Origin of the sequence: Phormidesmis priestleyi ULC007, assembly GCF_001895925.1 — a bacterium.
Taxonomy (GTDB): Bacteria; Cyanobacteriota; Cyanobacteriia; order Leptolyngbyales; family Leptolyngbyaceae; genus Phormidesmis_A; species Phormidesmis_A priestleyi_A.
The window spans coordinates 102,537-128,416 of the sequence record NZ_MPPI01000005.1; the positions used below are offsets into that span (position 1 = coordinate 102,537).

Below are 25,880 nucleotides of genomic sequence, written 5' to 3' on the forward strand. Positions count from 1 at the left end.
GCTGACTTGATGATCAAGCTTGGCGATCGCTTGGGGCGATTTAGTCAATCCTTCAGCCGGGGGCACGCCTGCAAACAAGGTGGTGACTTGTCGCATTGCCGCTTCTAGAGCTTTACGAATCTCTTGACCCCAGTGATTATCTTGGCAATGCAGCCGCTCTAGTTTGACTTGTCCATTGGGGCGAAACATGATCAGCGCGCCGCCATCAGCATCAGTGACGCGGCTCGCCATCAGAGGAATCAACTCTAGAAACTGATTGAGATTGTTAAAACTGCGAAGCGCAAACCCTAGCGAACTCAACAGGTCTTGAATTTTGTGCTGCTCACGGTTCAGCCGTGCCACCAGTTCCTTGAGGGCAAACACTGGCGTTACGTCTGAGGCACCGTTGCGATCGGGCGGTTGAGAGGGCTGTCTAGGAAAGGGCACAGCAGTCATTAGGTCAGATAAGGGATTCGAGTATCCGTGCTAGAGAATATAAGTCAAAAATAAACAACTTGTGAACGTTTAATCGTTACTCAGTTGTGAACATCAATAGTAACGAATGGGTTGCAAAGCGTGGCATCTATTTTTACGGGAGTTTTAGCGGATTTAAGCAAGCTGAATTTAGTTCGGATATACGGTTTCTGTTGATGGGGTGAGCTAGAGGGTTTGCCGATCGTAAAACTGGCGACTCTAGCGATCGCACTTTGATCACTCAAGTGTTTTTCGGCTTGAGGGCGTAATATTAATGACGGTAATCGGAGATCGAACTTACATCAGTCTGCTTGCAAAATTACAGACGCATCTGAGTAATTTCAGGCAATTGTAGTCGCAACTGAGCGAAACCGAACATGAATGTGCAATTTAGCCACTAATCAAGGCTTCGACAAACTCATAGCTAGAAAAGGGACGCAGATCTTCGATGCCTTCCCCGGCTCCAATAAACCGAATGGGTAGCCCTAATTCTTCAACCACTGCCAGAGCCACGCCTCCTTTAGCGGTGCCATCAAGCTTTGTCAGCACCACGCCACTGAGTTGAGCCGCTTCTGAAAAAACTCGCGCCTGTCTCAGACCGTTTTGCCCCAGTGTCGCGTCTAAAACCAGCAGAGACTCAACTCTGGCATTGCCTGCTTTTTTGTCAATGATGCGACGAATCTTGGTCAGCTCATCCATCAGGTTTTTTTTGTTTTGAAGTCGTCCTGCGGTATCGACTAGCAGCAATTCAGTGCCTCGTGATTGGGCGGCGGCAATGCCATCAAAAACAACGGCGGCTGGATCGGTATTTTGTCCGGGGTTGGCGATCACATCCACCCCGCTACGCTGACCCCAAACTTTCACCTGCTCAACGGCAGCAGCACGAAACGTGTCGGCGGCAGCAATTAAGCACCGATAGCCAGACTTTTGAGCAATATGAGCGAGTTTGCCGATCGTCGTCGTCTTGCCTGCCCCATTCACTCCAGTGATCAGCCAAATGTTGAGCGTGTCTTTCTCAGGCACAAATACCGGGTTGTGAGACTGAAGCGGACGATCGAGCAGGTCGCGCAGCAGTTTTTTGAGGTAGGCGATCGCTTCCTCTGGCGGCAGCACTTCTTCGCGCAGTTTGGTTTGCAGCGCGGCGATAATTTTGTCGGTGGCTTCTACACCTGCATCGGCTTGCAGCAGCAGAGCCTCGATTTCAGTCACCGCATCTTGATTGAGCGGGCCTTGACCCACGATCGCCTTGAGTTGATTAATCAACCCTCGGCGGGTTTTGTCTAGCCCCTGTCTTAACCGTTTTAGCCAGGTGATCTCTTCGAGGGTGATGTCTTCAGCGCGACGACCCTGAGCCGCCAAAACTTCGGTAGACCAGAGAAATCCTTCATCGAGGGCAAACGCGGGAGCTTCTTCGATCGCGCTGGGCGGCTGAACGGCGGCGAGGGGTTGTTCTTCCTCGATCGCGGTTGCCCGAAGTCTTTCTAGACGAGCTTCTCGATCGGCTTCAGACTGTGCCCAAAATGGTAGAGGAGCCGCTGGTTCGGGTGGAGCCTCAGCCGGAATTGCCGCAACTTCGGGAGCAGGTTCAAGAGATTCAGGAGATGCGATCGCCGCTGTTAAATCATTTTTAACGTCTTCTAGAGTGCCTAAAAATTGGTTAACCGCTTCAACAGAGAACCCTTCAGGCGATACAGGAACCGCGTCTTCGGGTGCTTCTACCGTATCTGCCAAGATCTCTTGAGGTGCGATCGCTTCAACGGGTTGAACTAGTTCTTCCTGCTGCTGACGCTTCTTTTTGATGTTTTCATAAGCGGCTTTGGCAAAACTCAGATAGCTTTCATCTACATCTGACGGATTTGATGTTGCCGCAGGCGTTGGTTCAGGTTCGGGTTGAGCAGGCTCGTCTGCTTTTGATTCCTCAGCCTTTTGATCGAATTTACGATTGAACCAATTGAACGTCATTGCAGTTACCTGAATCTTCTCTCACTCTATTTAATGTAATTGAAGTTGCTCTCTACGAATTACGAGCTTTTGCACTGGCTTTTATTTGCTCAGTGACTCGTCGCAAAACCCCGTTGATGAATTTGTAGCCTTCTTCGTCGCTATAGCGTTTAGCGAGTTCTACAGCTTCATTAATTGCGTATTCGAGTCGCAGACCTAAGTACATCATTTCGGTGACAGCAATGCGGAGGATGTCTCGATCGACCCGTGCTAGTCGGTCTAACTGCCAGCCAACCAGGGCGTTGGTTAAAACTTGATCGACTTCCTGCCGCTCTTCATAAAACCGAGTCAGAATCTCTAAAGAATAAGCACGCACCTCTGGCTGGTTAGCCAACTGAAGAAGTTCAGGAATTTCAAAGGTTCTGCCGACTCGATTGATGGCGGTTTCGGTCAGGTCGATCGCTTCCCTCACCATCTCTCTAGCCGCATCTACATCGCTAGCGCGGGTTTCGCTGCTGAGGAGTCGGCTATTGCCGCGTTGCAGTTCGCCGACTGCGGTTTCTAGAGTGTCGTGGGCATCAGTTGCCAGAGTGCGAATCGCCGCCACAACAATATCTTGAAGTTTTTGGGTGGTCAATCGCTCCTGCTTGGCAGGTAGCTGGCTGATGCTCAAAAGAGCCAGTTCACGGGCAATTCGACGGGCTTGCATGGCGGATTTAGTTGACTAGGTTCGGTCTGGTTATCTTAGCAAGTTTGGATCGACGATCGTAGAAGAATTTTAGACCGATTCAAATCGCTATTCTTCTGCCAGGGCTTGCCGAGGCGATGGCTCAACCAAAGACTCTAAAACTCGCTTGCTGCTGCTAGTAGGAGGTGCCGCCAAAGGAGCTAACATGAGCGACTCAGGGCTAACAATGCCACCCGAAATAATAATTTTGAACGCATCCTCGATCGGCAGTGACAGCGTGATCACCCCCGACTCTGGCACAACCGCATACCAGCCTGTGGTCGGGTTTGGGGTTGTCGGAATGAACACACTCACCATCTCGTGAGGGAAATGAGACTGCACCTCAGCACCGATCGCGCCTGTGACAAACCCGATCGACCAGACACCAGTGCGCGGATATTCGACTAACACAACGCGCCGAAATCGACCGTTAGAATCTTTGAAGAGAGTTTCTAACAGTTGTTTGAGCGTTTTATAGATAGCTCCTGCTAGCGGAATCGCTTGCAAAATCCGTTCGCCAAAATCTAGGAGCCAGCGTCCGGCAATATTGCGTGCCATGAGTCCGATCAGCAGGATGCACAGCAGAGGCACCGTCAAGCCAACGGTCAGATCGATTAAATTCACCAAAAACGGATTGAGATCGTTAAACGGGTTGATCTGCTTGGGGATGCGAGTCAGAAAATTGATCACCCAGCTTGCGATCGTAATCGTCAGCCAAATCGTGGTAGCTAATGGAATCACCACTAACAAACCTGCAATTAGGTCATTTTTTAAGTCTTGTTTAAGACGTTGGATCACAGGTAGCCCTCTCTTTCAACTGGCTGCAATTATCACGAAAATTAGGATCTTGACTTCAATCGATGAAAAGGCGGTAAGCAAAATTCTGACCGTCAAAGAATGCGAAGTGCTTCGTTGATTTTGCCTGTCTCAGGGGTTACGATCCCCACCTCTCAATTGATTTACTGAATGTCTCTATCCTAATCTACAAGACTTGTAAAGAAATGTTTCAAAGTCTACAGAGATTTTTTAAGCCAGGTTTTTCCTATTTAACCATTGATCCCCGATCGGGAATATCCGAACAGGATTGGTATCTTATTTAACATTACTGAGATTATCAAACAGAGTGATCACGAGAACTAGACCCAGGCATGTGTCTAATCTCCCAGACTTTTAGCAAAATTAGATATTCATAAAATGCTTGTAAGGTACACCAGGAAAAGCCTGCACGACCATCGAGAAAGCCGCCTAGCAGAAAATACATATAGAGAAAGCGGACGATCGGGCGAAACGGCATCCGTAGGGAAAGATCTTTGAGCGCACGGCGGCGATCGACTTCTGATTGGCCAAACCACACTTCACGCCATTGAATCTTGCCTTTATCGAGCTGATGGACGGTTTCGATCGCTTCGTTAGTCGAATAGTGATTGTGTTTATCGATCCAGCGGCTCATGCCCTTGCTGCAAGTGTAGTGAGGATAGGTTTCGGTTAAAAATCCGGTAGAGCCTTCGACAACTTCGCGCTCGGTGTGCCCATAATCGCTGAACCAGACTTTGTGTTTGTCAAAGAGCCGAAGCTGATAGCGAGGATATTGAGTGCTGTAGCGAATCCAGTGCCCCATAAACATGACTCGCTCGGCGGCGTAATATCCCACATGAGTTGGTTGCAGAATAGTGGTCAAACACTCCTCAAAAAGTGCAGGTGTCATTCGCTCATCGGCTTCTAAGATATAGACCCATTCGTGCTTTGCTGGAATCGATCGCAGCATCCAAGTGCGCTGTTTGCCATGACTTTCAAAAGCGTGTTGCACCACCCGAACCGGGTAACGATTCGCAATCTCGATCGTGCGATCGTCACTGAAAGAATCGACCACAATCACATCATCTGACAGCAAAGCCGACTCAATGCAAGCCGCGATATCAATTTCTTCGTTGTGCGTGAGGATATAGATTGAGAACATGCCGGGGTATTTGAGCGGGGTTAAAACGGTGACTTACAGCAAGCGGTTGACGATCGACAAAAAATGTCAACGGTCAACCGCCCAATTTAGACAGGAATGACTTCTAGCGGATCGGGGCTTTGAGCCGAGAGCCTCTAAAGACTCCCATTTCTCGCAGACCTGTCCAGCCAATGATGCTATAGCCTAGCGCTAACAGCAGACTGCTCAAACCGACGCGAACGCTGGTCTTACGGAAATCAGTTTCGGCTTGGGCTTTGAGTTGCTTTTGCTCATCCGCAATTTTAATTAGCCCCTGATTTCGGAAATCTTTGGCTTTAGACTCGATCGCAGACGGGTCGGTCTTGAGCTGCTGCAATTCTTTTTGCGCTTGTTGGGCTTGAGCAAGCTGGTCGCCTTTGAGCTGCCCACTCGCGATCGCTTGACCAATTTGCGTCAGTTGTTGATCTAAAAGTTGACGCTGTTTTTCGTCTTTGAGGGCCGCCGTCAACTGGTCTTGACGCTGCTGAACTTTAGAGTTGAGGTCAGCCGTCAGGTTAGCGGCTCTGTCATCAATCTGCTTATTAGACTGCTCGGCGAGAATGCGAGTGTTGTTCATATGAAGGGGCGCGATGAACAAAAACGCCAAGCCCAGCACACTCGATAAAATCAGTGCCCAAAATCTGAGGCTTAAAAACGGCTTGCGCTCAGACGCGATCGTGCCTGATTCGAGAAAGTAGCTCAAAAACAGCAAGGCAAGCCCGATCATCGGGATGATGCCGCGATCGACCATTTGCGTAAAGGTGCTTGCGACCCAGGCGTTGTCTTGCGACTTGATCGGGATCAGCAGCGTAATAAAATCGATCAGAGACGACAGGATTAAGATTAATCCGACTAATTTGAGAATGAAGGGGGCTGAGTTGGTTGCTTTCATCCGACTAAAAACGTGTGTAAGGGTTGGATTAACTTTAGACCAGGTGAGAAAGAGTTGCGGGGGTGAGCGCTGGCTGCCCTAAACGAGTCAATGGACGATCCGAGTCTTATTGTGGCAGTCATTGGGCTTCAAGCTTTATAAACCTTTATCCGAGAAGTTGCGATCTTTGTGGTCTCTACTTAAGGTTCCGCAACTCTCAGGAAAAATCACAATTTGGAGCGTTGCTGGTCTAGATAAAGGTGATTGTGTAACCGAGCAGATTAAATTTGTGAAGAAACTCGGATATTCTACATTAATTAAAGCGACTTGCAGGGATTCAGATAGGGAACAAGTTTCTCGAAGACTGTGAGTTGTGCAGTTTTGCAAAAGACTGATTTCCTTGAGTAAAAGTTCCCCAGAAACCGTAATCTCTAAAAAAATTAGGTGAGAGAACCAAAATCAAGTGTCATCCCCTCTTCAGAAAAATCCGACTATTTCAACGATCGCTCAAGGCTTAAATCTCTACACCCTGCAAGGCGTTGCGGTCAGTTCATCTGGGTTTATGGTGCCAACGCTCGATGGAGAGGTGCTGCAAATCAGTCCCCAAGGAACGATCGTGCCTCTGGTCGATTTGCAAAAATTGAACTTAGGAATCCCGTTTGGAATCGCGACCCACGATAGTGACTTGATAGTGACCACCTCTGACTATTTTCCCAATCACTATCTATTGCGAGTCAAGCTTAATGGGACGGTGACTACGATCGCCGATCTTTCTGAGTTAAGCGGTGATGCAGGTGCCCCATTTGGGGTGGCGGTGAGTGATGACGATTATATTGTCACTCTCTCTACCGATGTGGTTGAGGCAACTGGTTTACTGTTGCGGATTAACGCGGCAGGCGCAACACCCAAATTGCAGAATTGACAGGCGGCAATCCGTTTGGGGTGGTGGCGATGGGCGGAGATTTCATCGTGGCGCAATCTAAAGGGCAACTGCTGCGGGTCAACCCTAAAGGAGCAAAATCCGTCATCTTTGATGTGCAGAAAGCCGGGTTTGGGATTCCGTTTGGGGTGGCGGTGTGGAATGATCACCTGTTTCTGACGACCAATTTAGGATTAATTGTAAAAGTCGATCGCAGCGGAAATGGGGTAGCGATCGTAGACTTGGTAAAGGCTCGGTTTGGCGTTCCGTCTGGAATTGCAATCAGTGATAATAACTTGGTTGTGACGACAGGTTCTGGCTATTTGCTGAAAATCGTAGGGCAAACCTAGAAACGACTCAAGCACAAAGGACTTCCGATCGATCTACTGTTCACGCAACGCTATGAGTCATGTCAAAAAACCAATCTAAAGACTTTTTAGGTAGCTCAACACATCTGCCATCTCTTGCGGATTGGGTTGAAACTGCGGCATCGGAGGAGTTTTGCCACTAGTTACTTGATCAATTAGCCCAACGGGAGACTTGCGAGCCGAGACACCCTTCAAACTAGGGCCAACTTTTCCGTCTGCCGTCAAGCCATGACAGCCCGCGCAATTCATCTGAAAAATGGCGTGCCCTTGAATCGCGTCACCCGGTCGAGACAACACCTCTCGGACATAGGGATCAGGCTTGTGTAGGTGCCTAAACCCAAAAATCGCCAGCACGATCGCTAGCATCGTCACCAGCGCGATCAACACGATTCTCTGCCCAGGGCTTTCAGGTTTAACGGTTTGCTCGTTCAAAAGTCTTAACTAAACGAAATAGTTGGGCGAGTTATCTATCATTAACTAAACAGATTTTAACAACTTTCGTCACGTTTTGATAGAAATATAGCCCTCAAGATAGGTGTTGACTTCACCTCCAGAGCTTGATGGAGTTGAGATTTTGGAGACTGATGGGCTTAAGATAAAGATTAAGGATACCCCGATCGAATGTATCAAACCCTTAAAAATTTAGGAGAGCACCCATGATTGAGCCAATTCTGCTAGGCATTGTGTTGGGTTTGGTTCCCATTACCCTGGCGGGGCTGTTTGTCGCTGCCTATACTCAATATCGCCGTGACAATCGACTAAATATGTAGAACGTAGTTGAGATCTAGTGGGATAAGGAGTGAAAGCTGCTTATCCTATTTTTTTGTCCAACAGATAGTTACCTAGTTGTCATACTAATGACAAGTTCGGTCTTTAGACTACGGGTCAGACGCTCAACCCTATGAATGGGGCAAACGTCACTGACCTGATTATTGTGGCTCTTGACCTATGGAATTTTGGACGGTTAAATACGTGCTTCTAAATGCTCTTAATATTCTGCACAGCAACGCTCGCTGGATGAGTTGGAACTTGTTTTTGGCGATCGTGCCCCTCATTCTCAGTGTGTTGCTGTTTCGTCGCACTCAACTGGGGTCATCGACCGTCACGGTGCCTCCCATGCCGCTTGCTCACCGTCATCGATCGTGGCTCTGGTGGTTGGGCGTTTTGACCTTTGTTGCCTTCTTGCCAAACGCTCCTTATATCTTGACCGATGTGATTCACTTCATTGATGAGGTGCGATATGCTGACTCAATTTGGCTAATCACACTCGTGCTGATTCCGCTTTATGGGGCGTTCATCTTCGCTGGTTTTGAGGCATACGTCGTGTCGCTGATCAACCTGGGCTATTACCTAAAACAGCGAGGATTAGGGCGATATATTCTCAGAACTGAGTTAGCGATTCATGCCCTGAGTGCCGTTGGCATTTATCTGGGTCGTTTTCTGCGCTTCAACAGTTGGGATATCGTGACTCGCCTGGATGCGCTAGCCGTAACAATTTTGGATGATGTGCTGGCAAAGCGCCCTCTGCTGACGATCGCCATCACATTTCTACTCGTGAGCGCCTTATATGGGCCGCTTAAGCAGATTAATCTCGCGATCGCAGCTTACTGGAAACCCCGTGCCAAAAGTCTAAGATCAGCAGACTCTTTGCGCTTTTGACATCTATCGCTGAAGTCTGCCCAGACGCTTTTGCTCGGCTTGGTTGAGCGCGTAATAGGTCGATTCGACCGCATCTAAATTGACAGAAATGGCAGTAACGCCCCACTGCACTAAAGAATCAATCAAGCTGGGATATTGAACGGGTGCCAAACCACAAATCGAGCAGGGAATGCCAAGTTTGTGAGCCGTCTCGATCAGTTGGGCGATCGCTCTCAGCACCGCCGGATGATGTTCGTCAAACGTCAGCGCCATCAAACCCTGATCGCGATCGACTCCTAACAATAGCTGCGTCAAATCACTAGTGCCGATCGCAATGCCCTGCACACCCGCCTGCACATATTCAGGCAATAAGAACAGCACAGACGGCACTTCTGCCATAATCCAAAGTTGAAAATCGGGATGGTGGGTCAGCCCGGCTTGCTCAACTCGCTGCCGACAAAAGATAAACTCCTCGACGGTTCGCACAAAGGGCAACACCAAGCGCACATTGGAATAGCCCGTTTGATAAACTTGGCTCAAAGCGGCAAGCTCCGCCTCAAACAGAGCGGGATTGAGCACATAGCTAAAGGTGCCGCGCACTCCCAACATCGGATTCGTCTCAAACGGCACATCACCGCCCTCTAAGCCGCGAAACTCATGCGATCGCAGATCCAAAGATCGATAAAAAACAGGGCGAGGCGCAAACGCACGAGCAAATTTGCTGATTTGGGTAGACAGCCGATCAATGAGTTTGTCTCGCCGTCCGGTTTGCAGCCATAACTGGGGATGCTGTTGATCTAAGATTTCCATCACCATTAGCTCAGAGCGCAGTAAGCCCACGCCATCGACTGCCAGACTTGCCGCGTGATCGAGCCGATCGGACTGGCTGAGATTCACCATTAGTTGAGTGGCGATCGGAGTTTTGATCTCCATTGCAGCCGTTTGATTGAGTAGCGTTTCTGCTGTCTGCTGGTTTGCAAACTCACGTTTTAGCGCCGCAGTCGCTTTATAGACTTTTCCATCACTTCCATCAATGAGCAGCGAGTCTCCCGTTTTGATCCGTTGGGTTGCCTGCATCGCCCCCACAACCGCAGGGATTCCTAACTCGCGCGCGATAATTGCGCCGTGACTGGTCATTCCGCCTTGTTCGGCAATTACACCCGCCGCTTGTTTGAGCAAAGGCAACCAGTCAGGCATGATCACAGACGTGACCAAAATCGTCCCCGGTTTGAGGTCGATCGGCAGATGTTGAAGATTGGTGATCACGCTGGCTTGAGCGATCGTTCGTCCTGATGCGGCGGCTAACCCAGATACGATCGGGGTGCCAAATCCCTGATTTAGAGAATCATCCAGGTTAATCAAAGCGGACTCGATCGATTGAGCCATCAAACCATCATCACTTTGAGCTTTAATTTGAGTCAGGTAAAGCCGTGGGGGATTTTGATCGGTGCGATATAGCGCCCATTCCAGTAAGAGCCGTGACCCAAAATCTGCGGTTAATCGTCGAGCAAGCTGCACAAACTGCTGCAACTGGTCAGCCTCTAAAACAAACTGCTGATCTTGAAGTTCACTCAGCGAATCGAGTTGCAGAGGGCGCACTCCTTCACCTGTTTGAGAATCTGCTTTCTCGTTTGATGAGGAGCCAATGTGATAAGCGATCGTCTTGCTGCCCATTTGAGAAGACACCGTGCCATTGTCGAGATTCAGTCGATAAAGGTCGGGTAAGACTTCTCCATTGGCGATCGCGGGTTCTAGCCCCCAAGTGGCGAGAATCTCCCAATCAATTTGAGTGTTTTGCAGATAGCCAGAGGCGATCGCGACTCCGATCGGCTGCACCAACACAGCCAGGTGAATCTGGTGAAGTGCAATGTTCGATCGCTGCCAATAAATCAGATTTCTCGCCCGAAACATTTCTGCCCAAAGCTGTTTTAAGCCACTTTCCAAAGAAATCTGATCCGACCAGCAAACTTGAGCCTCTAGCAGATCAGCCGCTTCTGAATGCAAGGATGTGGTTAACTCTCTCGGTTTTGAGGAGGCAAGCGCTAGCGAGGGGCGCAAAATCACGGCTTGGGTGGGTTCATCAGTCACAGAATGTAAGGCTTGTACAGTGGCTTCTAGCTCAATCGTCCACTCGATCGGCAAAGGGGTCAGCAAGATCGTCTGTCTAATTTGCTGCGAGATCGCTTGCAGTTGTCTCGCGTCTTCGACATTGAGCCGCAAAGACGAGTGCGCGAGGTCAAAAAAGAGCGGATCTGACCACTCGATCGTTTCTAAAAACTCTCGAAACCAGCGAGCAGAAAGCACAAACCCAGAAATAACGGGATATCCCTTCTGCCTCAAACGGCTCAGGTGAAAGGCACGATCGCCGACTTGCAGATGCTGATTTGATGAGATCCGATCGAGCCAGTAAAAATTGTCCACACGTCAGAGTGATTGAAATTTAGGTTCGATTGATCTTAAAACACGATTCCCTCACTCTTTGATTGCTCAACATTTAATCAATATTCGGCTTGAGTTTGGGTACGTTAACCAGGTCTTCACATTTGAGTCTCCTTGATGATATCTTCTGTGCGATCGTTGCTCAGTCTGTTTCTCCAGTCGGCTTGTCCGCTCTGCCAGCGCTCTACTCCGACAGAATTTTGCCCTAACTGCACGCGGCAGCTTCAGCAAAGTCAACTCCCCAATCCCGCCCAGTTTTGGCAAGAACAACCCGCTGTCTTTGCTTGGGGATGGTATGCCGGAAATGTGAGGCAAGCGATCAGGCAGCTTAAATATGAGCATCAGCCTCAGATTGCGCGTCCTTTAGGGCAGTGGCTAGCGCAAGCTTGGTTAGAGGCTAATCTCGATCGGGTGCCCGTGATTGTGGTGCCGATTCCGATGCACGGTGAGAAGCAGAGGCAGCGAGGCTATAACCAGGCAGAACTGATTGCCCAAAGCTTTTGTCAATTTACAGGTCATTCGATGCGAGTCGATGGTTTAGAGCGACTCCGTTCAACTGAGGCGCAGTTCAATCTCTCAGCCGCTCAACGAAAACAAAACCTACTTCAGGCGTTTAAGATTGGGAAAGCCTTTCAAAAAGAGAAACCTAAGTATCCCGTTCTCTTGGTGGATGACATTTATACGACTGGCGCAACCATTCAAGCCACCACACAGATTTTGCATCAACACGGAATTCGAGTGCGGGGTGTGGCAACAGTCGCCAAGGCGAGACTGTGGAAGGATGAATGAATCAGCAAGAACGCGCGATCGAGGGTGGCGGAAACTCAGAGGTGCCAAAAATTGGACTGGGGTCTAGCCCGGTAATTTGCTGAAATTCTTGGGGCGTTAAGCTGCTAGATATTGAGTGAGTTTCCCAATTTTTTAAGCGATCGTGCGTTTGCTGCAAAAATAAAATGCCTTTTTGCATCGGCACATTCATCCAGTTAACTATCAGAGTTTCGGCAAGTGCTAACTCAAGTAACGGCATCGCATAGGTTTGCAGCAGTTCTTCTAAATAGTCAGCAAACGCTTCCGTCTCTTTGCCTTCTAGCTGATAGCTGCTGACAATATGTTTGACTCGCTGCTGATTAATTTTTTCCTCAAGGGTCATCAAACTCCAGTTAATATTGTTGTAGTTTGTTGGCTTTATAGGTTATTGACTAATTTTAGAATATCAGGTTTCAGGAATTGGGGTTTGCTCAACAAAACGCGATCCTCACGTCAAAAATCTCTTCATTCGATCGTGATTGAAATCATTTCTTTTGATTGGGTGGCGCGAGCGAGATGACAAGTGACTACAAGTTGTGAGATAACCCAACTCATATCCTATCGCTCTCAAACTTTTTATGGATCTCAAAGCGCTGATTCGCGAAATTCCAGATTTCCCTAAACCCGGCATCTCGTTTAAAGACATTACGACCCTGTTGAGCAACCCAGAAGGGCTGAACTATACGATCAATACCTTGGCTGAAAAGTGCGGCGATCTGGCTCCTGATTTGATTGTTGGCATGGAGTCTCGTGGCTTTATTTTTGGTGCGCCATTGGCTTACAAAATGCGGGTCGGGTTCGTTCCCGTTCGCAAACCTGGCAAACTTCCTAGTGCCGTTCACTCGATCGAATACCAACTGGAATATGGCACCGATCGCCTAGAGATTCATCAAGACGCGCTGCATTCTGGTTCACGAATTTTGATTGTGGACGACCTAATCGCTACAGGCGGCACAGCCGGGGCCACTGCGCGACTGATTCAACAAACCGGGTGTGAGTTGGTCGGCTGTGCTTTTGTGATCGAGCTAAAAGACCTCAACGGGAGACAGCAGCTTCCCAAGGTTCCGATCATTACGCTAGTTGAGTATTAGGATAATGCTAACTGTCACTGATTTTTTAACCCCTGAACCCTGACCCCAAAATGACTGTATCTGTCCTTGGAAGACTCCAATCGGGCTGGGAGCGATTCACCGACGCAATCACCAGCGACACCTCGATATTTGTGGTAAAGCGTCTGCTGCAAGCGTTGCTGACATTGCTGTTAGCTTCGGCTCTGAGTTTCTTTATCATTCAACTGTCTCCGGGTGACTATCTCGATACGCTGAAAGAAAATCCCAAGATTTCCCCCGAACGTATTGAGCAACTCAGACAACAGTTTGGGTTAGATAAATCTTGGATAGAACAGTACTTTCTGTGGCTGTGGCGCATTGTCACTCAAGGCGATTTTGGCACGAGTTTTGCCTACAATCGATCGGTGGTGTCGCTTTTGATCGAGCGAGTTCCGGCAACGCTGCTGCTCGCAATTTCATCGCTAGTGGTGACTTGGGCGATCGCGATTCCGATGGGCATTACCGCCGCTATTTATCAACAGCGCTGGGTCGATCGTGTCCTGCAAGTCGTGAGCTACACGGGACAGGGCTTTTCTAGTCTAATTACGGCGCTGCTGCTGCTGATCTTTGCCCAAAACACGTCCCCCCTCTTCCCAGTCGGAGATATAACCAGTATTGATCACGCTGACTTATCGTTTTTGGGCAAAATTGTCGATGTTGGTTGGCACTTGATTTTGCCGACGATCGCCCTCAGCGTCGCTAGCTTTGCTGGATTGCAGCGAATTATGCGCGGGCAATTGCTCGACGTTTTGCGGCAAGACTATATTCAAACCGCACGAGCCAAAGGGCTGCCTGAAAATCGAGTCATCTACGTCCACGCTCTCAGAAATGCAATTAACCCGATCGTTACCCTACTCGGATTTGAGTTTGCCAGTTTGTTAAGCGGAGCCTTTATCACTGAGTTTTTCTTCAACTGGCCAGGGCTAGGACGATTAATTCTGCAAGCCGTTCAGGTTCAAGATTTATATCTAGTCATGGCAAGTCTAATGATGGGCGCAGTGATGCTGATTCTAGGCAACCTGATTGCTGATCTGTTGTTAAAAGCGGTTGATCCTAGAATTGACCTGGCGGATATTAACTAGGCACGGCATTGTTAAGGGGCACGGCAATGCCATGCCCCTACCTGAATTCGGGTTTTGTGGTTCGCAATTTTAATCTTTATGCTGTCTGAAACTTATTATCTAATTCGCTCTAGAGCCGATGGCAGTTATCTTGCCGCTTACCCTGATCGTAACGATCGTGACGAAGCTCGTTCGCCGCAAACGGGCTATGTTCTTTTGTTTCGTGAACACTTTGACGCATTGAGCTATTTAAACAAACATGCAGTTGGTGTCAGCGATCGCTTCTCAGTCGAAACGATGCCCGGAACGCAGTTGACTAGGGTGCTCGATCGCTGGGGCTTTAAGGGCTTTGGAGTCGTAGAAGATCCCCTTTTACCGCGAGTAGAATTTATGTCTAAAGGACAATAAAAACGCTTACATCTATCCTCCGATAGACAAAATAATTGCCTAAAACCAGCAAAACGTCACTCCAGATACAGACGCGAACACGCTGGAAATTGTGGGTAGATAGACACAGACTAAAATTGAATTTATTGCCAATCTCAAAAAATTTAGCTTCTATTTGGAGGAAGTTTGTATGAAGTCTCTGTTATCAACGGTTCGCTCTGTTCTCACGGCTTGTCTATGTGCGGTTCTCATGTTCTCACTAGCCATGCCCGCACTAGCTTCTGGTTTGCCAACCAAAGATCAGCCGATGAAGAACGAAGCCAGTGAAACCGCTAAGACGTATGAGCGCACAGCTAAAGACGCGATCGACCAGGGCGGTCCTCAAGGTCTTGAGGCCATAACCGAGCGGGCGCAAGGTGGCGCACTTAATGACATTCAAGGAACGGCTGGCGCTGAAAACATGAAGCGTCCTTCCAATTCTCAGGGCGCGGGTTCGATTGAAGACACCTTAAAGAAGTCACTTGAAAAAGCCCAAGACAAGTGATGCTGTCAAGTCCGTAAAAGATTCTGTACGTGAATTCGTCTCATCCAAGTCAAGCAGCATTAAATTTCAGGATTTAGGGGTAGATTCAAGATCTGCCCCTATTTTTTGTGACCTACTTCTCGACCCGGACAGAAATCACGCTAGTCGAAAAATTATAGGCTGGGCCATCTAGCTCGATCGTAGTGCCGACTTTGACTTTTTCACCCCCCAAAACAGGGCCATCTTTAGTCATCTGCGCCTTGCTCACCAGTGTCAAAACCATATCGTTAGCAAATGACACTTCAGGTCTGGGGTCTGGCAGCGCTTTCACAGAGCCATCAGGCTGAGGCACGATCGTATTTCGAGGCAAAAACTTCACCACCTTAAGGGTGGCTTCTCCCGATGGCTGTTTGCGAACGATGATGTTGGTTTTGTCACCCTCTTTAATCAAACTTTTAGGGTCGGTGGCACTCAGTCCGCGAACGACCACATCAACTTCGATCGGCTTCGGAGAAGAGGTTTGAGCGATCGAGCCAGACGTTCCTGGGAAGAAGAAAATCCCAAAAATCACCATCAAAATGACGAGTCCTGCCCCGACATCAAGAATGCTGACTTTGCCAAATAATCGACCTTGAGAATCTAGAAGAGCCATAAATACTAATCCCCGTTGCGATGTCAGAGAAGAAAACTGATTGCAAAAACGTGCTAAATTTCGCCCATACGGTAATGAGTTATAGCACGCTACTGACTGCCAAAATTCTAGAGTTTGCTTCAGATGATCGGCTGACTTTTAGCTCCCTAGATTAGCATGATCAATAGCAGCAGAAGACAGCGAACTACGGGTTCTTCTCGACGATCGTTCTGGCTGATAGAGAACTTTAGGGCAGACTGCAACCAATTTTCAATCACACCCGTCTCCTGTTTAAATGGTTTGCTCTTGGGCTGGTCTGAGCGCAGCGAATCCCTTCTTTATCTGAACTCGCACTTTTATGATTCATCAACGTTTTCAACGATCGTATCGGCGCTGGTTTTATCCCCTCATTTCTCTGGTGGTTGCCCTCAGCATTTGGGTAGGTCAACCGCTCGCTTCTCAAGCGTTTTCTTGGGCAGACTTGCTTTTAAGAGGCATTCAAGTCGTGCAGTTGTCTAGCCTCAACGATCGCCAAGAAATCGCGCTGGGTCAGCAAATCAACGAAGAAATTACCGGAAGTCAGGTCAGACTAGTTCGCGATTCTAGAATTACGAACTATGTAAATCAGGTAGGGCAGCGGCTTGCGGCTAAGAGCGATCGCCCTAATATTCGCTACACGTTTCAGGTTGTCGATGCTGACAGCATCAATGCCTTTGCGACAATGGGCGGTTTTGTTTACGTCCACCGTGGTTTATTAAAAGCCGCCGATAACGAGGCACAGCTTGCCAGCGTCATGGGTCACGAAATTGGTCACATCGCTGCCCGTCACGCCATCAAGCAAATGCGAGAAAAGTCAATTGCTCAAGGTTTATTGGGAGTTGCGGGCCTCGATCGCAGCACGGCAGTCAATATTGGCGTTCAACTCGCTTTAAATCTCCCCAACAGTCGCAAAGACGAATATGAAGCCGATCAGCGAGGGCTGGCGACCTTGGGGCGATCGGGATATGCTCAATCGCAAATGGCTGCCTTCATGCAAAAACTGGTGACTAGCAGATCAGCGCCGACCTTTTTGAGCAATCACCCAGCGGCCAGCGATCGGGTGGTGCGATTACGTCAACTCGCCCAGCAAAATCCGACCAGTGGCACCGATGGGCAAAACAGTGCAGACTATCGCTCAAGAGTGCAGGGAGTTTAAATCACAAAAGAGGGTCGATCACGAGCGTTGTTTCATCCCTTCTTCATCCTTTCTTTCTTTACCCTTTGTTAAGCTGTAGTCGCTGTCAGACCCCAGACGATGCACAGACTTCTCACAGGTTCGCTAAAAGTTGACCGATTGACCATTCCGATCGTGGGGTTGCCCCCCGCCCTAGACGGCACGACGATCATCCAGCTTTCAGATTTGCACTACGACGGCAGGCGATTGTCTGACACTTTATTGAGACAGGCAATCGAGGCGACTAATCAAGCCGAGCCTGATTTAGTGGTGATCACAGGTGATTTTGTCACAGACGATCCTGCCCCGATCTATCCCTTGGCTCTGCAACTCAAACATCTTCGCAGCCGCGCCGGGGTCTGTGCAATTTTGGGCAACCATGATCTCCATCACCGCTCTAGCAGAGCCACGATTACAGAAGCGCTCACTCGCATTGATGTGTCTGTTTTATGGGATCAGGTGATCTATCCATTTGGGGAAGGGCTGGCGATCGTTGGGCTACCCGAATATTGGTCGCCGGACTTTAAAGCGTCGAGAGTTCTTGATCAAGTCCCTCAAGCGGTGCCGCGCATCGTCCTTGCCCACAACCCCGATTGCGCCGAGCTGCTGAAACAGTGGCGAGTCGATCTGCAACTGTCAGGGCACACTCACGGCGGTCAGATTGTGATTCCAGGGTTGGGGAATGTTTCGGCGCTGTCTGCCAAACTCTATAGCAGCCTTCCGACGCGCACCCGAAACCGTCTGCCTTTTTTGCGGGCTTGCTATCGAGTCATGAAACACTGGGAATGGTCACAGGGCTTGTATCAGGTTGGTGACAATCGCCTCTACGTCAATCGCGGTTTGGGCACTTACTTTCCTGGGCGATTGTTTTGTCCGCCAGAGGTGACGGTGATTACGTTGGTCAGAAACCTGCGGCAAAGCGTCAGTAAATGAGACTTGACCAAATTGAGCGACCTTTCGCTTAAGCCGCTAGCACCTCTCGTAGTACGATCGGGGATAATCCTGGAACTGTGCGAAATTGACTGTCATTCGTCAGAAAGATAGTGCATCCCCCACTTAAAGCAGTTGCGGCATGAACTGCATCAGGCGTTTTCAAGTTTGTTGTTGCCCGTAGCCGAGCCGCACCGCGTAATACAGCCTGGTCGATCGGCACTAGCTGAATATCAGAAGACTGCAAGAACTGCTCATAAGTGCTAACAAGACCTGTATTGGCATCACGTAGCGGCACTACTAATGCTTCCATAAGAGTCAATTCGCTGCTGACAATCTCGACCTGCTTTGCCTGAACCATTGCCCACAAAGGCTGGAGCAACCCATAATAGTCTGGGTTCACCTCAATCGTGTAAATAAAGATGGAGGTGTCTGCATACACAACCGCCGATGCTGGAATGGTTAACTGTCCCATGCCTCCCGCTCCGATCGAATTTGCTGATCAATGTCCTCAGCCGTTCGGAAAGCATAGCGTTTACGAGCTTGCTCAATCATGTCCAGAACATTACTCTGAGAAACCGAAGCCTTTTGCGGCAGGACAACAAACACATCCACCTCGTCGCCTTCAGAGCCAGATGGCAATTGAATCTCAATCTTGTTACCTGGCAGCACTTTTGTGGTCACTTTGAAAGCAGCTTGCATAACGACTATTCCAAATCAGCTTCTACAGAAATTTTAAGTCAGGTTGCATAACCTTGGAGCTAAAGGTCACCGCCGCCAAATCGATAGCCTTTGCCATAGACCGTTGAGATTAGAGGCGTTTCTCCTTCAGATTCAATTTTGCGACGCAGTAAGCGAATCTGAGCCGCAAGCGCATTACTGGTCGGCTTTTCACCGTCGCTCCAAAGGTGTTGATAGATTTGGTCATGGGTCAGCAGTTGATTGGGCTGCCGCATGAAACACTCCAGCAGTTGGCTTTCTTTTTCAGAAAGCTCGATCGCCCGTCCTTTGCGATAAGCAATTTGATTTTGAGAATCTAGCTCTAAATCACCGACGTGGAGCCGCAGATCAGGAGCAGATTCTAACGTCGCGGGACGACGCAGTAATGCTCTAACTCGTGCCAACAATTCTCTTAGCTCAAAGGGTTTGATTAAATAATCGTCGGCTCCAGCGTCGAGTCCTTGCACCCGATCGTCGATCGTGTCTTTAGCCGTGAGAAACAAAACTGGGGTGGTGTCGCCGCGCGATCGTAACTGTTGGCAAATGTCTAAGCCTGACTGGTGGGGCAACATCCAATCTAAAATCAATAAGTCATAGTGATTTTGTTCGACGAGGTGTGACCCCTGACGACCGTCATAAGCCACATCTAAGGTATATCCTTCGCGCATTAACGATCGGCTCAGAGGGTCAGCCATTTCAATTTCGTCATCGACTAGAAGTATTCGCACGTTAAAACTCAAAACTCTACTTATGATTACTGTCGCATTACCCAAAGGTGCTTTGCTCAAAGACAGCATTCGACTGCTGCAAGCGATCGGGCTTGACTTTAGTGCTTTTTTAGAGGTGGGCAATCGTCAACTGCAAATCACCGATCCGACTAACACCGCTAGAGCACTGCTGGTGAGAAATTCTGATGTCTCAGTCTATGTCGAATATGGGCAAGCACAGTTGGGCGTAGTCGGCTATGATGTGCTGCGAGAAAAAAGCGCCAATGTTGCCCAATTAGTTGACTTGGGGTTTGGGCAATGCCGAATGTCTGTGGCAGTGAAGGCATCAAGTCCTTATCGATCGTCGCTCGAACTGCCGCTCAACGGACGGGTCGCTTCTAAGTTTGTCCGTTGTGCTCATGACTATTTTCAGAGTTTAGATTTGCCTGTGGAGATTATTCCGCTCTACGGTTCGGTAGAGTTGGGCCCGATCACGGGGATGTCTGAGGCGATCGTCGATCTGGTCGCGACGGGCAACACGCTGCGCGAAAATGGCTTGATTGAAATCGATGTTTTGTTTCAAAGTACGGCGCGGCTGATCGCCCACCCTCTCAGCTATCGCCTTGACACCGATGGGCTATATAACTGCGTTGAGCAGATTCGCAAACAGGTGAGTCAGCCCGTCGCGACGTGAGATTCGTTAAGCTTAAACAAACGTCAGTTCGGCGAGTTTTTTCGCTTCGTTGTCAGCGGCTTCTGCCCCCTAAATCCCCCAATTTGGGGGACTTCAAGCCAAAATTTTCGGTTCTAAGTCCCCCAAGTTAGGGAACTTAGGGGGCTTCCGAATTCACAGGTGAAACGAACCACTCCTGTCGAACTCACGTTAAACAAATGTCTGCCCTAAGCTCTGCGTGCGATCGTGCCGCAAGCTTTTTACAAAATTGCTATGACCCACTCTCTCGCTGATCAACCCAACCGTCGTCCTAAAGAAACGGATTGGCGACTTTTTTTGCGGCTGGTTCCTTACGCTAAAAAGAACATGCGGCTGCTGCTGCTGTCGATGGTGTTTTTGGTGCCATCGGCGATCGCCAATGCTATGCAGCCGATTTTGATCGGTCAGACCGTCTCGTTGCTCAAGCGAGAGCCTACGAGTTGGAGCTTTTTTAGCATTGAAATTGACTTTCTTAGTAGCCGATCGCTGACTGAGGGACTCAATTTTTTGGCGGGGCTATTGTTAATCACGATTCTGACGCGATTGATTTTAGACGGCACCCAAAGCTATCTCGTGCAAAAAGTTGGGCAGCGCATCACCGCAGACATTCGCAACGATTTGTTTGATCACGTCACGTCGCTGGGAGTCCGATTTTTCGATCGCACTCCAGTTGGGCGGTTAATCACGCGGCTCACTAGCGATGTCGAAGCGCTAGGAGAAGTGTTTTCAACGGGCGCGATCGGGGTTGTGAATGACCTATTTTCGATTCTGGTGATCACCGGGTTCATGTTCGCTCGGCAGTGGCAATTGGCAACGCTGCTCGTGCTGTTGCTGTTGCCAGTGACAGGGCTGATCATCTATTTTCAGCAGCAATATCGTAAAGCAAACTATAAGGCGAGAGAAGAATTGTCTTCGCTCAACTCGATGTTGCAGGAAAACATTACGGGGATCAGCGTTGTTCAGCTATTTCGACGAGAGCAATTTAACGGCGGACTCTTTCGCACCGTTAACAAACGCTATATTCACGAAGTCGATCGTACGATCTTTCACGATTCTGCGGTGTCTGCCACGCTAGAGTGGATTTCTCTCGTCGCGATTTCGGGCGTTTTGGGCGTGGGTAGCTGGCTCGTAATGAACCGTCAGCTTGACTTTGGGCTGTTGTCTACCTTCATTTTGTTTGCCCAACGTTTGTTTGATCCCCTGCGCCAGTTTGCCGAAAAATTCACCGCGATTCAAGCTGGGTTTACGGCAGTCGAGCGGGTCAGCGACATCATGAACGAACCGATCGAGATTCGCGACCCAGAAAAGTCACACAAGGGAACATCCATAACACCCACGACCCCCGGCGAGATTCGGTTTGAACACGTCTGGTTTGCCTATAAACAAGACGATTATGTTCTGAAAGATTTAGATTTCACGATTCGTCCCGGTGAGAAAGTTGCGCTAGTGGGGCCCACCGGAGCGGGAAAAAGCTCAATCATTCGCCTATTAAGTCGGCTTTATGAGCCAACCAACGGACGAATCTTACTCGATGGTGTTGACATCAGACAATTGCCCCAAGCTGAACTGCGGCGACGAATGGCAATCATTCTACAAGACGGATTTTTGTTTGCCGGAGATGTCAAAAGCAATATTACACTGGGCGAAACCTATACCTTTGATCAAATTCGATCGGCGGCTGAAGCTACCAACGTGGCAAGCCTGATCGAACGGTTGCCTCAAGGCTATAACACGATGCTGCGTGAGCGCGGCACCAATCTCTCTGGTGGACAAAAACAACTTTTGGCGTTTGCCCGTGCTGCCATTCGCGATCCCCAAATCTTAGTGCTCGACGAAGCCACAGCAAACCTGGATGTCGGCACTGAGTCACTGATCCAAGAAGCCCTAGAACGGTTGCTAGAAGATCGTAGCGCCATTATTATTGCTCACCGACTTTCGACGATTCGCAACGTCGATCGCATCTTGGTGCTGAAGCGAGGGCAGCTCGTTGAGTCGGGCAGTCACGAAGAGTTGCTCAGTCAAGGCGGGCTTTATGCGAGCCTATATCAATTACAAATGCTAGAGAGCTGAGTCTCCCTAGGATCATTGCCATTAAGTTGCCCGTTTTTGATGGCGATTCAATTCTAATCCTGCTTTTTTGCCTGCATGAATCGCTCAATATCGGCCACTGCTTGCTCTAACGTGTCGAGATTAATTTCTACCGGAGTCTCAGAAGGATGATCAACCACCTCTTCAACGGCTTCCGGTTCAGGGGTGACGACTTGACCTGCATCAGAGCAGAGCGTTTCTTGCAGTTTATCGAGCGACTCAATAAATGCTCTAGCTGCGGCACGTCGTGCGTCTTGCTGTTGCAGATCCATCATGCTTGACTCCAAATTCAAGGATCAAAATTCTAATCGGCTGAGGCTTTAAAAAAGTCAACATCCTTATAGGCTCAGTCGATCACGGTTTCGCTAAGTATCTACCCAGATCAGAATGCCCAATCTAAACTAAATGGTTTCATTACGATCGAGACTTCGTTGTTGATAATAACTTCATAGGGTTTGGTTTTCTTTAAAGTTTGGGGTTTTCTGAGGCACTCTTGCCTGAAAGGTTGTCTGATCCGCCCTTGTCAGACGAAAATAAGTAGAGCAATCAGCACCAGGAGGCAGATGTGACTGACGGATTTGATTACGATTTAGTAATTATTGGCGCGGGCGTTGGTGGGCATGGTGCAGCCCTCCATGCGGTTGACTGTGGGCTAAAAACTGCCATTATCGAGGCGGCAGAAATGGGCGGCACCTGCGTTAATCGGGGCTGCATTCCGTCTAAGGCGCTGCTAGCGGCGGCAGGTCGAGTGCGAGAACTTCGCAACGCTCACCACTTAAAAGCATTAGGAATTCAAGTGGGCGATGTCTCATTTGATCGAGGCGCGATCGCTAATCATGCAGGCGGCATTGTCACCAAACAGCGAGACGGGCTAATCAACAGCCTGAAGCGGGTCGGAGTCGATGTGATTCACGGCTGGGGTCGTGTCGCAGGTTCTCAAAAAGTGGCGATTACCACCGACGCAGGTGAGCAAGTAATCACCGCAAAAGAGATTATTCTCGCACCGGGATCAGTGCCCTTTGTGCCTCCGGGTGTGCAGCTAGACGGTAAAACCGTGTTCACCAGCGACGACGCAATCAAGCTAGAGAGTCTGCCACCCTGGATCGCGATCGTTGGCAGTGGCTATATTGGTCTCGAATTTGCCGATGTCTACACCGCTCTAGGCTGCGAAGTGACGATGATCGAAGCGCTCGATCAGCTCATGCCGGGATTCGATCCCGACATTGCAAAGCTGGCGCAGCGAATTCTGATCGCCCCTCGCGACATCGAAACCAAAGTCGGAATGCTGGCAATGAAAGTCACCCCCGGTTCGCCTGTGGTAATCGAACTTGCAGACGCAAAAACCAAAGAAGTCGTCGAAGTTCTCGAAGTCGATGCTTGCTTAATCGCCACAGGTCGAATTCCGGTCGCCAAAGAGATGGGGTTAGAATCGGTCAGCGTCGAGCTAGATCGGCGAGGCTATATTCCCGTGAACGATCGCTTAGAAGTCCTCTCAGCCGGAGAACCCGTTCCTCATTTATGGGCGATCGGCGATGCCACAGGCAAAATGATGTTAGCTCATGCGGCGGCGGCTCAGGGCGTGATTGCGGTTGAAAATATCTGCGGACGCGATCGCGAAGTAGACTATCGCAGCATTCCGGCGGCGGCGTTTACGCATCCTGAAATTAGTTTTGTGGGCATGACCGAACCCGCAGCGCAAGAATTAGGCAAAGCCGAAGGATTTGAAGTGTCTGCGGTGCGGACTTATTTTAAGGGCAACGCCAAAGCACTGGCTGAAGGAGAAGTCGAAGGAATTGCCAAACTGATCTATCGATCGGACACTGGAGAGGTTTTAGGCGCTCACATTATTGGACTCCACGCCGCCGATTTGATTCAAGAAGCGGCAAACGCGATCGCCAATCGCCAATCAGTTCGATCTTTGGCGTTCTTAGTCCACACCCATCCCACCTTGTCTGAGATTTTAGACGAAGCCTATAAACGAGCCGCAATCCACTAAGGATCGTGGATCAAATAACCTGTCAATCTTGTGATCAACTCGCTTGATTCGTTATGGCTGAGATTTTCGCCCCCTAAATCCCCATTCTGGGGGACTTTGAAACCGGGAATCTTGGCTCAAAGTCCCCTACTCGTGGAGGATTTAGGGGACACAAGCCGACTCAAACGGAGCCATCAACGAACTTAATAAACACGCTAGTTGAGTCCAAGAAGTTGCACCTTAATAAATCCACGTTCCTAGGAGAAGTTTGAGTTGAGAAACGTCAGTGATCCCAATTGCCCAAAACTCAGAACTATTCGGGAATTGCGTTACGCTACTAATTAGGGTTTTGTGTGGGTCAATGGTCGCAACGGCTCTGACTTAGACCGACTCAAATCATGCTGATTGTTTGTTTGTGGTTTCTGGCTACCTAAATGGAGATTCGTCGTCGTCCGCCTAATCCTGCAATTACTATCCCTTATGTCCGCTATCAGGCGAATGTTTTTGATGCAGAGCCGCGCCACATTTTAGAGGAAATCGTTTGGCAAAAAGAAGCTGAAGTCGCGAAGATGCGCGATCGACTCCCGCTTGCAGAGTTGCAGAAAAAAATGCAGTCAGTTGCCCCAACGCGCGATTTTGTAGCCGCCTTACGCCAAGGGAAAACTCACCCGGCGGTGATTGCCGAAGTCAAAAAAGCATCGCCCAGCAAAGGTGTGATTCGAGAAGATTTTGATGCCGTCGCGATCGCTCGATCCTATCAAGTGGGTGGGGCATCGTGTCTATCTGTTTTAACGGATCAGAAGTTTTTTCAAGGCAGTTTTGAGAATCTCGCACAAATTCGTGAAGTCGTCGATTTGCCTCTGCTGTGTAAAGATTTCATCGTTTATCCTTACCAGATGTATTGGGCGCGGCTACACGGAGCCGATGCGGTGCTGCTGATTGCGGCGATTCTCTCTAACAAAGACTTGCAGTATTTCTTGAAAATCGTCAAAACTCTAGGAATGGTGGCTCTAATTGAAGTGCATACGCTCGAAGAACTCGATCGCGTCCTTTCACTCGCAGGAGTCACGATGATCGGCATCAACAATCGCAACCTCAAAGACTTCTCGGTTGATTTAGACACCACTCGGCAACTGCTAACCGCACGGGGCGATCAACTTGCAGCACAGGAAATTTTGGTCGTCAGCGAGTCAGGGTTGCACACCTCTGCCGACCTGGATTTGGTAGTCGAGGCGGGTGCCCAGGCAGTTCTCGTTGGAGAATCTTTAATTAAACAGCCTGATCCGGGTCAAGCGCTTGTGCAATTGGTGACTCGCTAGGCTGATTTTTCTCGTCGATCGTTTTTTCCTTTAGCCAGGTCAGTGTTACATGGAGCCGATTCCCCTTCCTTCGCACATTCACTATGAGTTGTTGCTGCAACTGTTAGAGCGGCAGACAATGTTTGCAGTCAGCCAGAAAACCCAGCAGCGAGAGCAAGTTCACCAGTTAATCATCACGCTGAGAAAGGCTTATTCTCAACAAAAACATCTGGAAGAAAACTGTGAGCGAAATCGATTAGATATTGAATATCGCTGGTCACTCAACAGCCTTGAAGCGCCTCCCAACGTTGAAAAAACGGCAAAGCCTCAAGAACCTAAGATTTGACGATCGGGCGATTTTGGCCAGTCATCTAAGTCGTCGTCAATA

General features: G+C 49.2%; 29 protein-coding genes and 1 pseudogene. 16 read left to right on the forward strand and 14 right to left on the reverse strand.

Translation table 11 applies throughout. The annotated features are described in order from the left end of the window. From BRW63_RS06410 to BRW63_RS06435, 6 genes and pseudogenes are all read right to left on the reverse strand, one after another. Window positions 1–435 (reverse strand): annotated as a pseudogene (locus tag BRW63_RS06410) (guanylate cyclase); the annotation flags it as partial. Window positions 436–843: 408 nt separating this feature from the next. Next, window positions 844–2,415: a signal recognition particle-docking protein FtsY gene (gene ftsY, locus BRW63_RS06415; protein ID WP_073070084.1), complete on the reverse strand. Its 1,572-nt coding sequence runs from the start codon at window positions 2,413–2,415 to the stop codon at window positions 844–846. A gap of 52 nt (window positions 2,416–2,467) precedes the next feature. Further along, window positions 2,468–3,103, reverse strand: a complete 636-nt coding sequence (gene nusB, locus BRW63_RS06420) for a transcription antitermination factor NusB (RefSeq protein WP_073070085.1) — start codon at window positions 3,101–3,103, stop codon at window positions 2,468–2,470. An 87-nt stretch (window positions 3,104–3,190) separates the two neighbouring features. Next, a complete protein-coding gene (locus BRW63_RS06425) occupies window positions 3,191–3,919 on the reverse strand; it encodes a DUF502 domain-containing protein (RefSeq protein WP_073070086.1) in 729 nt (242 codons plus the stop codon). A 316-nt stretch (window positions 3,920–4,235) separates the two neighbouring features. After that, window positions 4,236–5,078 carry a glycosyltransferase family 2 protein gene (locus BRW63_RS06430; protein ID WP_073070087.1) on the reverse strand — a complete coding sequence of 281 codons (843 nt, stop codon included), beginning with the start codon at window positions 5,076–5,078 and terminating at the stop codon, window positions 4,236–4,238. Between the two features lie 103 nt (window positions 5,079–5,181). Beyond that, on the reverse strand, window positions 5,182–5,988 hold the full coding sequence (locus BRW63_RS06435; protein ID WP_073070088.1) for an HpsJ family protein: 807 nt from the start codon (window positions 5,986–5,988) through the stop codon (window positions 5,182–5,184). Between the two features lie 442 nt (window positions 5,989–6,430). Between BRW63_RS06435 and BRW63_RS06440 the strand changes: the two genes are divergently transcribed. Continuing rightward, complete coding sequence (locus tag BRW63_RS06440; protein ID WP_073070089.1) at window positions 6,431–6,889, forward strand: NHL repeat-containing protein; 459 nt, start codon at window positions 6,431–6,433, stop codon at window positions 6,887–6,889. Next, complete coding sequence (locus BRW63_RS06445; RefSeq protein ID WP_073070090.1) at window positions 6,886–7,236, forward strand: hypothetical protein; 351 nt, start codon at window positions 6,886–6,888, stop codon at window positions 7,234–7,236. Before BRW63_RS06440 ends, BRW63_RS06445 begins: the two co-directional genes overlap by 4 nt. Window positions 7,237–7,311: 75 nt before the next feature. On the opposite strand, the gene BRW63_RS06450 is transcribed toward BRW63_RS06445, so the two are convergent. Next, entirely contained in the window at window positions 7,312–7,686 is a 375-nt protein-coding gene (locus BRW63_RS06450) for a c-type cytochrome (protein ID WP_073070091.1), read from the reverse strand. A 224-nt stretch (window positions 7,687–7,910) separates the two neighbouring features. On the opposite strand from BRW63_RS06450, the gene petG reads away from it, so the two are divergent. Both petG and BRW63_RS06460 read left to right on the forward strand, forming a co-directional pair. Then, the gene (gene petG, locus BRW63_RS06455; RefSeq protein ID WP_073070092.1) at window positions 7,911–8,024 is read left to right on the forward strand and encodes a cytochrome b6-f complex subunit V; all 114 of its coding nucleotides are present in this window, start codon (window positions 7,911–7,913) and stop codon (window positions 8,022–8,024) included. Window positions 8,025–8,202: 178 nt separating this feature from the next. Beyond that, window positions 8,203–8,913 carry a DUF1361 domain-containing protein gene (locus tag BRW63_RS06460; protein ID WP_073070093.1) on the forward strand — a complete coding sequence of 237 codons (711 nt, stop codon included), beginning with the start codon at window positions 8,203–8,205 and terminating at the stop codon, window positions 8,911–8,913. 3 nt (window positions 8,914–8,916) lie between these two features. Here the strand turns inward: BRW63_RS06460 and BRW63_RS06465 are convergent, their stop codons facing one another. After that, entirely contained in the window at window positions 8,917–11,313 is a 2,397-nt protein-coding gene (locus tag BRW63_RS06465) for a putative PEP-binding protein (protein ID WP_073070094.1), read from the reverse strand. 135 nt (window positions 11,314–11,448) lie between these two features. Between BRW63_RS06465 and BRW63_RS06470 the strand changes: the two genes are divergently transcribed. Next, window positions 11,449–12,120, forward strand: coding sequence for a ComF family protein (locus BRW63_RS06470; protein WP_073070095.1), 672 nt, complete (start codon window positions 11,449–11,451; stop codon window positions 12,118–12,120). 1 nt (window position 12,121) lies between these two features. Here BRW63_RS06470 and BRW63_RS06475 read toward each other — a convergent pair whose 3' ends face one another. Further along, window positions 12,122–12,481, reverse strand: a complete 360-nt coding sequence (locus BRW63_RS06475) for a hypothetical protein (RefSeq protein WP_073070096.1) — start codon at window positions 12,479–12,481, stop codon at window positions 12,122–12,124. A 235-nt stretch (window positions 12,482–12,716) separates the two neighbouring features. Between BRW63_RS06475 and BRW63_RS06480 the strand changes: the two genes are divergently transcribed. The 4 genes from BRW63_RS06480 to BRW63_RS06495 all read left to right on the forward strand — a co-directional run bounded on the left by BRW63_RS06480 (window position 12,717) and on the right by BRW63_RS06495 (window position 15,239). Next, complete coding sequence (locus BRW63_RS06480; RefSeq protein ID WP_073070097.1) at window positions 12,717–13,229, forward strand: adenine phosphoribosyltransferase; 513 nt, start codon at window positions 12,717–12,719, stop codon at window positions 13,227–13,229. A gap of 50 nt (window positions 13,230–13,279) precedes the next feature. Further along, window positions 13,280–14,329, forward strand: coding sequence for an ABC transporter permease (locus tag BRW63_RS06485; protein WP_073070098.1), 1,050 nt, complete (start codon window positions 13,280–13,282; stop codon window positions 14,327–14,329). Between the two features lie 78 nt (window positions 14,330–14,407). Further along, window positions 14,408–14,716 (forward strand): hypothetical protein, encoded by a 309-nt coding sequence (locus BRW63_RS06490; protein ID WP_073070099.1) that lies wholly within the window; start codon window positions 14,408–14,410, stop codon window positions 14,714–14,716. Window positions 14,717–14,885: 169 nt separating this feature from the next. Then, the gene (locus BRW63_RS06495) at window positions 14,886–15,239 is read left to right on the forward strand and encodes a hypothetical protein (RefSeq protein WP_073070100.1); all 354 of its coding nucleotides are present in this window, start codon (window positions 14,886–14,888) and stop codon (window positions 15,237–15,239) included. 112 nt (window positions 15,240–15,351) lie between these two features. On the opposite strand, the gene BRW63_RS06500 is transcribed toward BRW63_RS06495, so the two are convergent. Beyond that, window positions 15,352–15,870, reverse strand: a complete 519-nt coding sequence (locus tag BRW63_RS06500; RefSeq protein ID WP_073070101.1) for a DUF4330 domain-containing protein — start codon at window positions 15,868–15,870, stop codon at window positions 15,352–15,354. A gap of 337 nt (window positions 15,871–16,207) precedes the next feature. On the opposite strand from BRW63_RS06500, the gene BRW63_RS06505 reads away from it, so the two are divergent. After that, on the forward strand, window positions 16,208–17,044 hold the full coding sequence (locus tag BRW63_RS06505) for a M48 family metallopeptidase (protein WP_073070102.1): 837 nt from the start codon (window positions 16,208–16,210) through the stop codon (window positions 17,042–17,044). 99 nt (window positions 17,045–17,143) lie between these two features. Further along, window positions 17,144–17,995, forward strand: a complete 852-nt coding sequence (locus tag BRW63_RS06510; protein ID WP_073070103.1) for a metallophosphoesterase — start codon at window positions 17,144–17,146, stop codon at window positions 17,993–17,995. 28 nt (window positions 17,996–18,023) lie between these two features. Here BRW63_RS06510 and BRW63_RS06515 read toward each other — a convergent pair whose 3' ends face one another. The 3 genes from BRW63_RS06515 to rppA are packed head-to-tail and all read right to left on the reverse strand — an operon-like array spanning window position 18,024 to window position 19,440. Next, window positions 18,024–18,467 (reverse strand): type II toxin-antitoxin system VapC family toxin, encoded by a 444-nt coding sequence (locus tag BRW63_RS06515; protein WP_073070104.1) that lies wholly within the window; start codon window positions 18,465–18,467, stop codon window positions 18,024–18,026. Further along, window positions 18,455–18,694: a hypothetical protein gene (locus BRW63_RS06520; RefSeq protein ID WP_073070105.1), complete on the reverse strand. Its 240-nt coding sequence runs from the start codon at window positions 18,692–18,694 to the stop codon at window positions 18,455–18,457. Before BRW63_RS06520 ends, BRW63_RS06515 begins: the two co-directional genes overlap by 13 nt. Window positions 18,695–18,753: 59 nt before the next feature. Next, window positions 18,754–19,440 carry a two-component system response regulator RppA gene (gene rppA, locus BRW63_RS06525; protein ID WP_073070106.1) on the reverse strand — a complete coding sequence of 229 codons (687 nt, stop codon included), beginning with the start codon at window positions 19,438–19,440 and terminating at the stop codon, window positions 18,754–18,756. A gap of 22 nt (window positions 19,441–19,462) precedes the next feature. Here rppA and hisG point away from each other — a divergent pair, with 22 nt between their 5' ends. Continuing rightward, a complete protein-coding gene (gene hisG, locus BRW63_RS06530; RefSeq protein ID WP_073070107.1) occupies window positions 19,463–20,113 on the forward strand; it encodes an ATP phosphoribosyltransferase in 651 nt (216 codons plus the stop codon). A 252-nt stretch (window positions 20,114–20,365) separates the two neighbouring features. After that, entirely contained in the window at window positions 20,366–22,201 is a 1,836-nt protein-coding gene (locus BRW63_RS06535) for an ABC transporter ATP-binding protein (RefSeq protein ID WP_073070108.1), read from the forward strand. Between the two features lie 53 nt (window positions 22,202–22,254). Here the strand turns inward: BRW63_RS06535 and BRW63_RS06540 are convergent, their stop codons facing one another. After that, window positions 22,255–22,494 (reverse strand): hypothetical protein, encoded by a 240-nt coding sequence (locus BRW63_RS06540; RefSeq protein ID WP_073070109.1) that lies wholly within the window; start codon window positions 22,492–22,494, stop codon window positions 22,255–22,257. Window positions 22,495–22,784: 290 nt separating this feature from the next. On the opposite strand from BRW63_RS06540, the gene lpdA reads away from it, so the two are divergent. From lpdA to BRW63_RS06555, 3 genes are all read left to right on the forward strand, one after another. Continuing rightward, window positions 22,785–24,215, forward strand: a complete 1,431-nt coding sequence (lpdA, locus tag BRW63_RS06545; protein WP_073070110.1) for a dihydrolipoyl dehydrogenase — start codon at window positions 22,785–22,787, stop codon at window positions 24,213–24,215. Between the two features lie 413 nt (window positions 24,216–24,628). Continuing rightward, entirely contained in the window at window positions 24,629–25,513 is an 885-nt protein-coding gene (gene trpC / locus BRW63_RS06550) for an indole-3-glycerol phosphate synthase TrpC (RefSeq protein WP_073070111.1), read from the forward strand. Between the two features lie 49 nt (window positions 25,514–25,562). Beyond that, window positions 25,563–25,838, forward strand: a complete 276-nt coding sequence (locus BRW63_RS06555) for a DUF5340 domain-containing protein (protein ID WP_073070112.1) — start codon at window positions 25,563–25,565, stop codon at window positions 25,836–25,838. Window positions 25,839–25,880 lie beyond the last annotated feature (42 nt).

Excerpts from the sequence above, each read along its gene's own strand:
- ftsY (WP_073070084.1), bottom strand. The coding sequence starts at position 2,415 with ATGACGTTCAATTGGTTCAATCGTAAATTCGATCAAAAGGCTGAGGAA.
- nusB (WP_073070085.1), bottom strand. The coding sequence starts at position 3,103 with ATGCAAGCCCGTCGAATTGCCCGTGAACTGGCTCTTTTGAGCATCAGC.
- BRW63_RS06430 (WP_073070087.1), bottom strand. The coding sequence starts at position 5,078 with ATGTTCTCAATCTATATCCTCACGCACAACGAAGAAATTGATATCGCG.
- BRW63_RS06435 (WP_073070088.1), bottom strand. The coding sequence starts at position 5,988 with ATGAAAGCAACCAACTCAGCCCCCTTCATTCTCAAATTAGTCGGATTA.
- petG (WP_073070092.1), top strand. The coding sequence starts at position 7,911 with ATGATTGAGCCAATTCTGCTAGGCATTGTGTTGGGTTTGGTTCCCATT.
- BRW63_RS06460 (WP_073070093.1), top strand. The coding sequence starts at position 8,203 with ATGGAATTTTGGACGGTTAAATACGTGCTTCTAAATGCTCTTAATATT.
- BRW63_RS06470 (WP_073070095.1), top strand. The coding sequence starts at position 11,449 with ATGATATCTTCTGTGCGATCGTTGCTCAGTCTGTTTCTCCAGTCGGCT.
- BRW63_RS06475 (WP_073070096.1), bottom strand. The coding sequence starts at position 12,481 with ATGACCCTTGAGGAAAAAATTAATCAGCAGCGAGTCAAACATATTGTC.
- BRW63_RS06480 (WP_073070097.1), top strand. The coding sequence starts at position 12,717 with ATGGATCTCAAAGCGCTGATTCGCGAAATTCCAGATTTCCCTAAACCC.
- BRW63_RS06485 (WP_073070098.1), top strand. The coding sequence starts at position 13,280 with ATGACTGTATCTGTCCTTGGAAGACTCCAATCGGGCTGGGAGCGATTC.
- BRW63_RS06490 (WP_073070099.1), top strand. The coding sequence starts at position 14,408 with ATGCTGTCTGAAACTTATTATCTAATTCGCTCTAGAGCCGATGGCAGT.
- BRW63_RS06495 (WP_073070100.1), top strand. The coding sequence starts at position 14,886 with ATGAAGTCTCTGTTATCAACGGTTCGCTCTGTTCTCACGGCTTGTCTA.
- BRW63_RS06500 (WP_073070101.1), bottom strand. The coding sequence starts at position 15,870 with ATGGCTCTTCTAGATTCTCAAGGTCGATTATTTGGCAAAGTCAGCATT.
- BRW63_RS06505 (WP_073070102.1), top strand. The coding sequence starts at position 16,208 with ATGATTCATCAACGTTTTCAACGATCGTATCGGCGCTGGTTTTATCCC.
- BRW63_RS06510 (WP_073070103.1), top strand. The coding sequence starts at position 17,144 with ATGCACAGACTTCTCACAGGTTCGCTAAAAGTTGACCGATTGACCATT.
- BRW63_RS06515 (WP_073070104.1), bottom strand. The coding sequence starts at position 18,467 with ATGGGACAGTTAACCATTCCAGCATCGGCGGTTGTGTATGCAGACACC.
- BRW63_RS06520 (WP_073070105.1), bottom strand. The coding sequence starts at position 18,694 with ATGCAAGCTGCTTTCAAAGTGACCACAAAAGTGCTGCCAGGTAACAAG.
- hisG (WP_073070107.1), top strand. The coding sequence starts at position 19,463 with ATGATTACTGTCGCATTACCCAAAGGTGCTTTGCTCAAAGACAGCATT.
- BRW63_RS06535 (WP_073070108.1), top strand. The coding sequence starts at position 20,366 with ATGACCCACTCTCTCGCTGATCAACCCAACCGTCGTCCTAAAGAAACG.
- BRW63_RS06540 (WP_073070109.1), bottom strand. The coding sequence starts at position 22,494 with ATGATGGATCTGCAACAGCAAGACGCACGACGTGCCGCAGCTAGAGCA.
- trpC (WP_073070111.1), top strand. The coding sequence starts at position 24,629 with ATGGAGATTCGTCGTCGTCCGCCTAATCCTGCAATTACTATCCCTTAT.
- BRW63_RS06555 (WP_073070112.1), top strand. The coding sequence starts at position 25,563 with ATGGAGCCGATTCCCCTTCCTTCGCACATTCACTATGAGTTGTTGCTG.